The following is a 10,030-nucleotide window of genomic DNA, read 5'->3' as shown; positions in this document are numbered from 1 at the left end:
TCTGAACGCCATTCAGGATGATCTGGAACAATACCTCTGCTCGGGTGAAAACGATGTGGAGGTGATCGCAAAAAAGGACATTGCGTTCCATCAGGAATTGGCCTCCGCCACAGATAACGTGGCCGTGATCACCACCTATGACAGCATTGTAAAAATCACGGAGGACTTCCTGTATAAGACCATTGAGACGATTCTGCAGCATGATGCCGTGGCCTATTTTTCCGAGAGCCACAGGGGCATCATGGAAAAGCTGGCCGGGAACAATCTGGACGAGCTTTTCCGCAGGGTTGAATGGAGCTACAAGTATTGGTATATGACCTTCCAGGAGGAGGATTCCTCCAAATCCGGAGATTCCCAGCAGGCATGACAAAAGCTCTGTCGTACAAAGAAGATACAAAGAGACGGTCCCGGTGTTTCCGGGACCGTCTCTTTTGTTTGCATCAACGGCGTTGACACATCGGGTACAGTGACCTTGTGTCATGGGCCGGAGGATGGTAAAATAAAAATGCAAAAACACGGCGGCAGGTATTGTGTTGCCGATGCCCGGAACCACGGCGAGGAGCAAGAGACCAAGATCACTGGAGAACGGAAAAACAAAATCGACCGCCTCCGGGAGCTCTTCTGGATCGGCGGCATTACCAACCCTCTGGACGTGGTGGAGCAGATGACCTACCTCATGTTCATCCATGACCTGGACGCCGCCAATCAGCGGGCCAAGGAGAGCACCACGCTGGGTTCTGCCTCACAAGAGCATCTTTGCCGGCGAGGTGCAGGTGGACGAGCGCACCATTCTGGGCAATCAGCACAACAAATGGCCCGTGTTCCGTGACTTTCTCCCCCGGGCGGCCGGTGCGCCTGCATCGTGCCCGACGGGGTACTGTTCGGCTCCTCTTCATCAACCAGATCATGGAGTACATTGTCCGATAACGGCATGATGAAGGACCTGTCTGTCCCTCAGGAGCTGCCCTTTACCGATCGCGGCAGCATCGTGGAGGTGTTCACGGACCTCACACTAAAAGCGTCATCGATCAGATCCATGTCAACGCGGCGGCATGAGGAGCGGAGAGACGGGGAGAAATGGAAGGAGATCCCATAATGAACCAACAGAACGTACTGGGAAAAATTCTCTGCCACCGGACCTATGGGGCGGGAGAGGTGACTGCGCAGAAAGGAGACCGGATGACCCTGCGGTTTCAGGATGGTACCGAGCGGGTGTTTTCTCTCCCGGTGAGTGTCCGCGCTGGGGCGATTACCGCGGCAGACCCAGAGACGCAGGAATGGCTGGAACAGTTCCGCCAATCCGACGAGATCTGCCCGAAGATCTGTCCTATCCGCCAGCCGGAACCAGATCAGGAGCGGATCGTGTTTTGTAACATCGCATGGATGGAACGATACCAGGGCCTTCAGGGAGATGTTGTGCCACAAAGCGGCGGAGCTTACGTGGCAAGGCATCATGAAGCCGGCGAAGTGATCAATTTTCTTCCCTTCACGGTGTCTGGGGCAGACGGTGCTCCGGAAAAGGTTTGTTATCTGGGAAGCTATGAGACAAAGGCGCGGGGGGAGACCAACAATCAGACGCGGATTGAGCGGATCCGGGGCTGTGCCCTCCGGCGGACCCAGGATCATGCGGAGCATGTCACAGTGGTCTGGTGTGCCAAGAATCCAAAGGATTCAGTGGGAACCCGCGTGGTGGGCTGGTATGAAGACGCAACGGTATGGCGCTATTACCAGATCCTGCCCATCGATGCGGAAGATGGTTCCAGCTGGGAGCGGTGGTTCAACGTTCAGGCCCCGGTGGACAAGGGGGTGCTGCTGCCGGTGGAGGAGCGGAAAGAGCCCCGTTGGCGGATTCCGCGCCATAAGGTGGGAGTGTCGGTTCCGTTCGGATTCGGCCAGGCAAATATCTGGTATGCATCTGAACCGGAAGCGGATACCTTTGTCAAACGAATCGCCGCGCAGATCCATGCCTACCGCAAACGGTAACAGGAAATGCCGCCCCGGCCTATACAGGTCGGGACGGCATTTTGGATTTTGAAACCGGAGGATTATTACTCCCCGGTGCTGAACGCTACGCCAAATGTAACGAAGACCCTGGATAAGAATTCAAAACACCTGGAGCAGATCCTGCATACGCTGTCAGGGGAGGAATCCATTCTGAAGGCAGAGACCGCCAGAGGCCGGAGGGCCATGCCGGAGGCACGGGAGTGTCTTGCCGAGCGGGAAGCGAGGCGGATGGGCTGCGGGCGTCTCCGGCAGCAGCATCATTTTACCAACTGCCGTATGGCCTGCTGGATAACGCCGAACCAAAAAGCAGCAATACAAGGGCTGATCGTCCCGAGAGGTACCATATTTGTTGTTGTATCCTGCCGATCTTATAAAACAAGAAACGTACAGCTGCCTGGCGCAAGCAGAACCGTACCCTGAGGTTGTAGCTGCGGAGTCAGTTCAGGAGTACTGCAGCTGCCGGAAATGGCTAATTCTTTTCCGTTCAGTCGAATCGTAGAAGAACGCATCGTTTGGGCGTGCAATGTGTAGCGGAGGGCATCTTTGGGCAGTGCGGCGGCAATGGTGTCCGTCAGCGAATTGTTGATCATCAAATATACGATCCCGGGGATTCCGTCTCTGCGGGAATGGCAGTAGACATGGACGTTTTCCCGGTTCAGCTTTTCGCAGTCATATACAGCGGTTCCCATCAGCCGGTTCCAGAGCAGGACGGCAAAGTAATTAGGACGGGGCAAAAAGGTGCCGTGTTCCAGGAAGCCATAATCAGAGGAAGCCAGTGTGTTGTGGAAGATGATCCCGTCGGTAATAGTGCCATAGCTGCCCAGTTCGTTCAGTGTACGAAGGACGTCCAGATAGGTAGAAGCCCAGGTATCGCCTCCGCCGCCGGCGTCACCGGACTCGGTTACCCACATTTGTCCTCCGGGGACAAACTGATCTCTGAGGGCGGCATGAGCTCTGGCGCAGTCCGGTGCAACAGCCAAATACGCATCGCTGTGGGCCAGCTGCCCGGGCCAGTGGGCGGACGGCATGACCCCGGCAATTCGCTCTGAAACCCCATTGTAGTAGTGGTAGCTGAACACATCCAGAGGAATGCGGGTTCCTGCCAGCAGCTCCTGCGTGGTGCAGGTCTTGGTCAGGTTGGCAATTCCTGCGCCAAACCCCTTGTTTTCCCCGCTTTCCGCAGAGGGGTCGCCGGTGGTGCACGGGCCAACCAGGAGACAGTGGGGATAATTTGCCCGGACCCACCCATACAGGATGTCTTGGTCCCGGGCATAGTCTGCGGCGGTATAGCCCTTGGGGGCGCCCGACATCTCCATCATATTGGGCTCATTCATAAACTCTATGGCGTCAATATCTACCCCATGCCGATGGCTGAAGTCGAAGATCTTCTTTGCTTGGGTCAGGTCCAGCGGCCCGCCGTCCGGATGGTCGCCGGCACAGTTGCTCACCGAGATCAGAAGCTTGGCGCCGACATAGGAAACAAAGTCCAAAACCCCGAGCCATTGCTCCTTGGTCAAAACATTGGCATAGCCTTCCGGAGCCTTTCCCCCGGTAGTCCCATCCAAGTCGTAGTAGGTCTTTGTGGCCCATGTTCCGGATATCCGGACCCAAGCAGGACCAAGCTGCTTGGCAAGCTCCCGCAGCCGCTCGTTGTACAGGTCGATAGGAGGATAATACTCCATAAGCTCCGGCATGGCGGTCACATCGGTGAACGCTGTGACGGCGGGAAACTCCGCGGTACCGGCAATCTGTTCGGCGGTATAGGCTTTCCAGAAGGTGCCGCCGGTTACCTCGGTCATCTCAATGTTGTAGGACATTAGCCGCTCATCCACATGGCGGATCAGGCGGGATGGATGGGCTTCCAAGGGGATGATTTCTCTCGGATTTTCGTTTGTGTTTTTCATACACGGATACACTCCTTTGCTTGAGGTCGGGTGACGTCTTCTTTCAAAAGATTATAGGTAGCTGCGGCCAGCGGCATACACAAAAGCATTCCCACAACTCCCATCAAGCCGCCGCCCGCTGTGACCGCGGTCAGCACTTATGGTATACGGACCCGCAATATATTGATGGAACGGGTCATTGAGGATGGAAAGGACATATTGCATCTTTGCAGAGATACTGGGCTTTATCTATCGCAGCATCAGCCGGTGAAACTCATTCCCCGGTTTTTGCTCTCCGGCAGCGGCAGGGCGGCCTGGAACAGACAGGGAAATGGGCAAATACGGGCCAGCAGGTAAGTGCGGCCGGACCCACAAAAAATCCATCTATCATATGCGAGGAATATTGTAATCATAAAATCGGGTGATTTCATTGGGCAAAGGCCCGCTTGCGTTACACTTTTCCTCAGTTCCGGTATCGGTGTTACATTTTGGGACAAAACCTGTGGTTTGTCCCAAAATATAAAAAAAGAATTCTTGACAAAAGCCCGCTGATCATATAGTGTAAAAGCACTCTTTGCACTGCATTACATCCCCGCTCGGGGTGCGAGCTCAACAGTACAAACTGAACAGGCGATGACAGCAGGTCATTTGCCGGGCCATGATGGCAGCAGATGGAAAGCATCTGCGGGACGGTTGTATGTCCCGCAGGTGCTTTTTTATATTCACCTGGGGAAACGAGATTTTTCAATGTGTGCCGACAAGAGAAACATCTGGTCTACAGACTATGAACAGGAGGAATTTCCAATGAAAGCCACACACAAGCAGACTGACACCGTTTCCCGCAAGAATCCCATTGATGAAGCATCCGCGATCCGCAAAATGTCTTTTGTCAGCGTTGCCGGCAACGCGGTGCTGTCCGGATTCAAATTCTTTGCCGGCGTCACGGGCAATTCCGGCGCCATGATCTCCGACTCGATCCACTCCTTTTCCGATGTGATCACCACGGTGATTGCCTGGATCGGTGTAAAGGTCTCGAAGAAAGAAGCGGATTCTGCCCATCCCTATGGACATGAGCGTATGGAGTGCATTGCGTCCCTGCTCTTGGGCAGTATTTTGCTGGCGACCGGCCTGGGCGTGGGCAAAGTGGGCGTGGAGAATATCATTTCCGGCAGCTATGAAACACTTGCCATCCCCAGTGCGATTGCGCTGGTGGCAGCAATCGTCTCCATTGTGAGCAAGGAAGCCATGTATTGGTATACCCGTTATTACGCCAGACTCATTCATTCCTCGGCTTTTTTGGCGGATGCCTGGCACCATCGCTCTGACGCGTTTTCTTCCATCGGTTCTCTCATCGGCATCGGTGGCGCCATGCTGGGCTTTCCTGTGATGGACTCCGTGGCCAGCGTAGTGATCTGCCTGTTCATTGTGAAGGCTTCTTATGATATTTTGAAAGACAGTGTGGTCAAGCTGCTGGACACCTCCTGCGGTGAAAGCTATGATGAACAAATGGAAAAATACATTGCTGCGCAGGACGGCGTGCTTCATGTGGATTCGCTCCGTTCCAGAATGTTTGGCAACAAGGTCTATATTGATCTGGAGATCCAGGTGGATGGGGAAACATCTTTACGGGATGCCCACAAGGTGGCGGAGCATGTTCACGATGAAGTGGAACATGCCTTCCCGGATGTGAAGCATATTATGATCCATCTGAACCCCGCCGATGAGGCCGGCTGACTTCCGCAGCGGTTGCACGGGACAAATGGGACATACAAACGGATTTGTCCAAAGAGGAAAGGCCGAATTGTGTTGAGAATGTCCTGACAATATGATATACTTATTTGTATGTAAGGGAGTAGTCAGCACTTGGGTGTGGTGATACCAACATACTGGAACGTTCCTGGTATTATCTTAAATGACGAGACTTATCTGTACGGGCAGGTAAGTCTCTTTTTTTACCTGCCGGAAGAATTCCTTTTGGAGGTAAAAACTATGGGAATCGGGGAACTCGCGGCAATCTCAATCGGCGTTTCCATGGACGCATTTGCCATCGCGGTCTGTAAAGGCCTCTCGGTGGAGCGGGTGGAGCCAAAACACCTCCTGGCTGCGGGCCTCTGGTTCGGGGGAGCACAGGCTGTCATGCCACTGCTGGGCTATTTTCTCGGCAGTGGGTTCCGTTCCGTTATCGAAAGCCTGGATCACTGGATTTCGTTGATCCTGTTGGCGGCAATCGGAATTCACATGATCCGGGAATCTCGTGAGCCCGTCAGAAAAATGGAAGCGTCTTTCGCTCCCCGCGTCATGCTCCCTCTGGCTGTCGCCGACAGCATCGACGCATTGGCTGTGGGTGTATCTTTTGCGTTTTTGAAAGTGGACATTCTTCCGGCTGTTCTCATGATTGGACTGACCACATTTGCTTTCTCAGTTGCTGGGGTGAAAATCGGCAATCAGTTCGGAGCAAGGTACAAATCAAAGGCCGAAACGGTGGGAGGAATTATTTTGCTTCTCATGGGTACCTCGATTTTATGGGAACATTTACGGGTGTGAAAAAAGGAGGCCGTGTATGGCAGATTCCAATATCACCAAACGGGCATTAGCGACTTCTTTGAAGGAGTTGATGGCGGAGCAGCCCTTTGACAAGATCAATGTGGCGCAGATCTGTGAGAGGTGTGATATGAACCGCAAAAGTTTCTACTATCACTTTAAGGACAAATATGACCTTGTGAATTGGATTTTTGATACCGAGTTTATTGCCTTGCTGAAAGACGAGAAGTTGGATGTGAGCCACTCCAACTATAAGGAGCGCTGGGCCTTTGTCGAGAAAATTTGCCAATATTTTTACCAAAATCACGGATTTTACCGGAAGGCCCTGCAAATCAAAGGACAGAATTCTTTCCGTGACCACTTCCGGGAGTATATCCAGCCGCTCTTGGCGGAACGCATTTCCACTCTCTTTGGACAAAAGCAGCTGGACCAATTTGCCATGGACTTTTTCACAGACGCGGTGGTCTGCGCCATGGAGCGGTGGCTGCTGACCAAGGAGTGTATGCCGACGGAGCAATTCCTGGAGAAAATTAAGGCGCTTACGGAAGAAAGTGCCCGCTCCATCTGTCGGGAACTGGTTCAGGCGGAGCAGGAATCCCCCTGACGGAACCGGCAGGGTTGAACGTACTGCCGCACATAGGCAGATCAAAAGCAAGGGTGTACCGCACAGGTATTGCGGTAACCTGATGCTGGAGGCGTCGCCCCTTCTGCTGACCCGGTCGGCTCATGACAACAGGTTCCAAATTCTCTGGCCGGAACGCCGGGACTTTGCGATAGAGGACCATGAGTTTTTGCGTTTCTGGAAGGAAACAGGCTGTATACCTGGGTCTGGTACGAGGATCCGGACTATCGGGAGGAGGTCCTGGTGCGGGATTATGAGACCGGAGAAGTGCTGGAGCGGATCCCGGGTAATCTCCGTACCATGCCGGATGGCCAGAACTGGCTTTTGGTGTGAGAGGGGCTTTCCATGTGGCTGGAATTTGTGCTGGATCTGCTGTTTCATGGGACGATGGACGCAGCGGCCTCGGAGCGACTCTCCGGGCGGAGTCGGATCCTCTGCCTTCTTCTCACCTCTGCGCTGTTCCTGACGGTCATTATATGCCTGTTCCTGGCGGCCTTCCTGCCGGGGGACCGGAGTCTCCTGCGAAGAGCGGGCTTTTTGTTTCTGGGGCTGGGGATTCTGCTCAATTATCTGAAATTTCTGAAATCTGCGGTGAGAAAGGGCGGGAAGAAGCCGTGATGCGAACGGACATTGAAAAAACAAGAGCCTATTACCGTGCGCTGGGCCCTGAGAACATCTGTGACTGCGCCTACTGCCGGAACTACTGCGCCAGGGTCAAGGCGGCCTATCCGGAGGTGGCCCGGTATCTGGACTCCCTGGGGGTGGACATCGAAAAGCCCTTTGAGACCTCTCCGCTGGAGCCGGACGAGAAGGGGGATCTGGAATACTGCGTCTGTCAGTATGTGGTCCTGGGCACCTGCCCGGAGGACTTCACCCACCGGATCGGAGAAGTGTCCTTTGGCCGCTCGGACTGCCATCCCAGTACGAAAGTTGAAGAGGAGCACTTTGTGCTGGACCTCTATCCCATCCATCTGCCCTTTGAAGAAACGGAGGTATCCGACGATGAAACACCTGAACCGCAAAGCTGAAAGGGGAGCGGCGGAAAAGCATGCTCCCCGGGACGGTCTTCATACGGCGCACCGCAAGGAGTTTGAATTCCAGGGATGCGTGGAGGTGCCTACCAGAACATGAAGGAGGCAGGGATGGTCCACTCTGTGGATGAGTTCCTGCAGCTCCTTCGTTCCGGCAGAACACAGAATGAGTACTCCCCCAAATGGCCCGACGGGAAAAAGCGCCCCCGCAACATCTACGCCCACTCCCTGGCGGAGTGCGAGGAAAAGCTGGCGGCTATGATCCGGGAGGTGCAGGCGGAGATGGCCGCGGCGAAGGCGGAATTGAGAGCATGAAAAACACCCGCCGGGGAAGTCCCGGCGGGTGCGCGTTTATGATGCAGAGTCATCCATTTTCCGGGTAACGTCCCGGAAACAGCGGATGTGAAATCTTCTCCGTTTTGCCCAAAGGGCCCCTTTCGGCGGAGAAAACGACGGTCCGCCTGGGGAGGAGGGACTGTGGTACAGACTGTGGTCGGCGGGAAGACGGGAAAATTCAGTGGAACAAATAAAGCAAAAAAGTTACGATTCTTGCTTATTTTCTGCAAAAATCGTAACTTTTTTGGTCCGAGTGGCGGGATTTGAACCCACGGCCTCTTGGTCCCGAACCAAGCGCGCTACCAACTGCGCTACACCCGGATGCAGCAAAAGGTATTATACGGGATTGCGGCGCCAATGTCAAGCCCTGGCGGATAAATCATATTTTGGAATGTCTCCACATATGGTGTCAGCAGGAAGATCAGAACGGACGGAGGAGGGAGGACCATGACCTCACGGCAGGCGGGACGTCGGATCAGCGCCGCTGCGGCGCCGCGGAGAAGCGGGGGGCCGCGAAACAGAAGGCCGGCGTCACGGGGAAAAAACGAACCCCTGAGTGCTTGGGAACGGCGGTGCTTGCTGCGGCTGCTGGCCTGCGGCGGAATCTTTGTGCTGTTGGTGGCAGCAAAACTGCTGCTGCCAGACCAGATGGCACGGTGGAATCAGACGCTATCCAGCGTGATGGAGCAGAATATGGATGTACAGGCCGTATTTTCCGCTGTCGGGCGGGCGGTCTCCGGGGAAGCGGATGTGGACGGCACGCTGTCCGATGTCTATGAGGCGGTGTTCCATCCGCAGGCGGAAGGCCAGACCGGAGAAGTCCTGGAGACGGCGGCGGAGAGTGCCGTCCCTGTGGAACTTCCGTCTGCATTGGAGACGCTTCGTCAGGAGGGAGAGACAGCCGCAGAGGGTGATGCTGCGGCCCAGACGGCGCAGCCGGCAGACACGGACACCACAACTACCGGCTCTGCTGCCGCAGCACAGGAACAGACCAGCGAGGTCGCCTCGCTGGCCTATATTCTTTACTCGGACCAGAACCTGCCGGAAAACGTGAGCCTGGAGCAGGCGATTTTAGGGTTTGATTACTGTACTCCAGTGCTGGGGACGCTGACATCCAACTTCGGCTACCGGGAGCACCCGGTGGAAGGGGAGGAGAAGTTTCACTACGGACTGGATATCGCGGCGGACACCGGTACCGCCATCGGATGCTTCGCCGATGGGGTGGTGACGGCGGTGGGAGAGAGCAGCAGTTATGGGAAGTATCTCATTGTGTCCCACGCCGGGGATTATTCCACGCTGTATGCCCATTGCAGCCGGATCACCGTGACCTCCGGTACCTCCGTGAAAGAGGGAGAGAAGATCGCGGAGGTGGGAGAGACCGGTGTGGCCACCGGTCCGCATCTGCATTTTGAGATCCACAGGGGAGAGACGTACTTAAACCCCATCTACTATGTGGTGCTTTCCTGAGGGGCGCCTCCGCGTCTCCGGCGGATTCTGCCTGTTGCTGGCGTGGTTTGCCTGGGCCAGCGGGTGGCGGATGCTGGTGATGGTGCTGGGCGCGGCGGCGATCCATGAACTGGGGCACTGGCTGGTGCTGCGCCACTGGGGCGTAC

The 10,030-nt window shown here is 55.2% G+C and carries 11 protein-coding genes, 1 tRNA gene and 1 riboswitch; of the genes, 10 read left to right on the top strand and 2 right to left on the bottom strand.

Features of this window, described 5'->3' with window-relative positions; all coding sequences use genetic code 11:
- The 3 genes from QZL67_RS05960 to QZL67_RS05950 all read left to right on the top strand — a co-directional run.
- On the top strand, window positions 1-367 hold a 367-nt coding region (locus tag QZL67_RS05960), incomplete at its 5' end, for an FCD domain-containing protein (protein WP_292919968.1).
- 138 nt (window positions 368-505) lie between these two features.
- Window positions 506-829, top strand: coding sequence for an N-6 DNA methylase (locus tag QZL67_RS05955; protein ID WP_022289836.1), 324 nt, complete (start codon window positions 506-508; stop codon window positions 827-829).
- A gap of 266 nt (window positions 830-1,095) precedes the next feature.
- Window positions 1,096-1,983 (top strand): hypothetical protein, encoded by an 888-nt coding sequence (locus QZL67_RS05950; protein WP_022289835.1) that lies wholly within the window; start codon window positions 1,096-1,098, stop codon window positions 1,981-1,983.
- Between the two features lie 389 nt (window positions 1,984-2,372).
- Here QZL67_RS05950 and QZL67_RS05945 read toward each other — a convergent pair whose 3' ends face one another.
- The gene (locus QZL67_RS05945; RefSeq protein WP_022289834.1) at window positions 2,373-3,908 is read right to left on the bottom strand and encodes a hypothetical protein; all 1,536 of its coding nucleotides are present in this window, start codon (window positions 3,906-3,908) and stop codon (window positions 2,373-2,375) included.
- A gap of 591 nt (window positions 3,909-4,499) precedes the next feature.
- Window positions 4,500-4,582, top strand: a riboswitch (NiCo riboswitch).
- A 109-nt stretch (window positions 4,583-4,691) separates the two neighbouring features.
- Between QZL67_RS05945 and QZL67_RS05940 the strand changes: the two genes are divergently transcribed.
- The 6 genes from QZL67_RS05940 (at window position 4,692) to QZL67_RS05915 (ending at window position 8,396) form a co-directional block, all read left to right on the top strand.
- Entirely contained in the window at window positions 4,692-5,621 is a 930-nt protein-coding gene (locus QZL67_RS05940; RefSeq protein ID WP_022289833.1) for a cation diffusion facilitator family transporter, read from the top strand.
- A 255-nt stretch (window positions 5,622-5,876) separates the two neighbouring features.
- The gene (locus QZL67_RS05935) at window positions 5,877-6,431 is read left to right on the top strand and encodes a manganese efflux pump MntP family protein (protein WP_292919974.1); all 555 of its coding nucleotides are present in this window, start codon (window positions 5,877-5,879) and stop codon (window positions 6,429-6,431) included.
- A gap of 16 nt (window positions 6,432-6,447) precedes the next feature.
- Complete coding sequence (locus tag QZL67_RS05930; protein WP_022289831.1) at window positions 6,448-7,032, top strand: TetR/AcrR family transcriptional regulator C-terminal domain-containing protein; 585 nt, start codon at window positions 6,448-6,450, stop codon at window positions 7,030-7,032.
- A 363-nt stretch (window positions 7,033-7,395) separates the two neighbouring features.
- Window positions 7,396-7,668, top strand: coding sequence for a hypothetical protein (locus tag QZL67_RS05925; protein ID WP_022289830.1), 273 nt, complete (start codon window positions 7,396-7,398; stop codon window positions 7,666-7,668).
- The gene (locus QZL67_RS05920; protein WP_022289829.1) at window positions 7,668-8,078 is read left to right on the top strand and encodes a hypothetical protein; all 411 of its coding nucleotides are present in this window, start codon (window positions 7,668-7,670) and stop codon (window positions 8,076-8,078) included. Before QZL67_RS05925 ends, QZL67_RS05920 begins: the two co-directional genes overlap by 1 nt.
- A 75-nt stretch (window positions 8,079-8,153) precedes the next feature.
- Complete coding sequence (locus QZL67_RS05915; protein WP_292919966.1) at window positions 8,154-8,396, top strand: hypothetical protein; 243 nt, start codon at window positions 8,154-8,156, stop codon at window positions 8,394-8,396.
- 266 nt (window positions 8,397-8,662) lie between these two features.
- Here QZL67_RS05915 and QZL67_RS05910 read toward each other — a convergent pair.
- Window positions 8,663-8,738: transfer RNA gene (locus QZL67_RS05910), tRNA-Pro, on the bottom strand.
- Window positions 8,739-8,993: 255 nt separating this feature from the next.
- Between QZL67_RS05910 and QZL67_RS05905 the strand changes: the two genes are divergently transcribed.
- Window positions 8,994-9,884: a M23 family metallopeptidase gene (locus QZL67_RS05905; protein WP_292919964.1), complete on the top strand. Its 891-nt coding sequence runs from the start codon at window positions 8,994-8,996 to the stop codon at window positions 9,882-9,884.
- The last annotated feature ends 146 nt before the right edge of the window (window positions 9,885-10,030 follow it).

The organism is Oscillibacter sp. CAG:155 (assembly GCA_000436875.1).
Lineage (GTDB): Bacteria > Bacillota > Clostridia > Oscillospirales > Oscillospiraceae > Oscillibacter.
Note: the sequence above shows the minus strand (reverse complement) of the source record. Positions and strands in the feature narration are given on the sequence as shown.

Excerpts from the sequence above, each read along its gene's own strand:
- QZL67_RS05955 (WP_022289836.1), top strand. The coding sequence starts at position 506 with ATGCAAAAACACGGCGGCAGGTATTGTGTTGCCGATGCCCGGAACCAC.
- QZL67_RS05950 (WP_022289835.1), top strand. The coding sequence starts at position 1,096 with ATGAACCAACAGAACGTACTGGGAAAAATTCTCTGCCACCGGACCTAT.
- QZL67_RS05945 (WP_022289834.1), bottom strand. The coding sequence starts at position 3,908 with ATGAAAAACACAAACGAAAATCCGAGAGAAATCATCCCCTTGGAAGCC.
- QZL67_RS05940 (WP_022289833.1), top strand. The coding sequence starts at position 4,692 with ATGAAAGCCACACACAAGCAGACTGACACCGTTTCCCGCAAGAATCCC.
- QZL67_RS05935 (WP_292919974.1), top strand. The coding sequence starts at position 5,877 with ATGGGAATCGGGGAACTCGCGGCAATCTCAATCGGCGTTTCCATGGAC.
- QZL67_RS05930 (WP_022289831.1), top strand. The coding sequence starts at position 6,448 with ATGGCAGATTCCAATATCACCAAACGGGCATTAGCGACTTCTTTGAAG.
- QZL67_RS05925 (WP_022289830.1), top strand. The coding sequence starts at position 7,396 with ATGTGGCTGGAATTTGTGCTGGATCTGCTGTTTCATGGGACGATGGAC.
- QZL67_RS05920 (WP_022289829.1), top strand. The coding sequence starts at position 7,668 with ATGCGAACGGACATTGAAAAAACAAGAGCCTATTACCGTGCGCTGGGC.
- QZL67_RS05915 (WP_292919966.1), top strand. The coding sequence starts at position 8,154 with ATGCGTGGAGGTGCCTACCAGAACATGAAGGAGGCAGGGATGGTCCAC.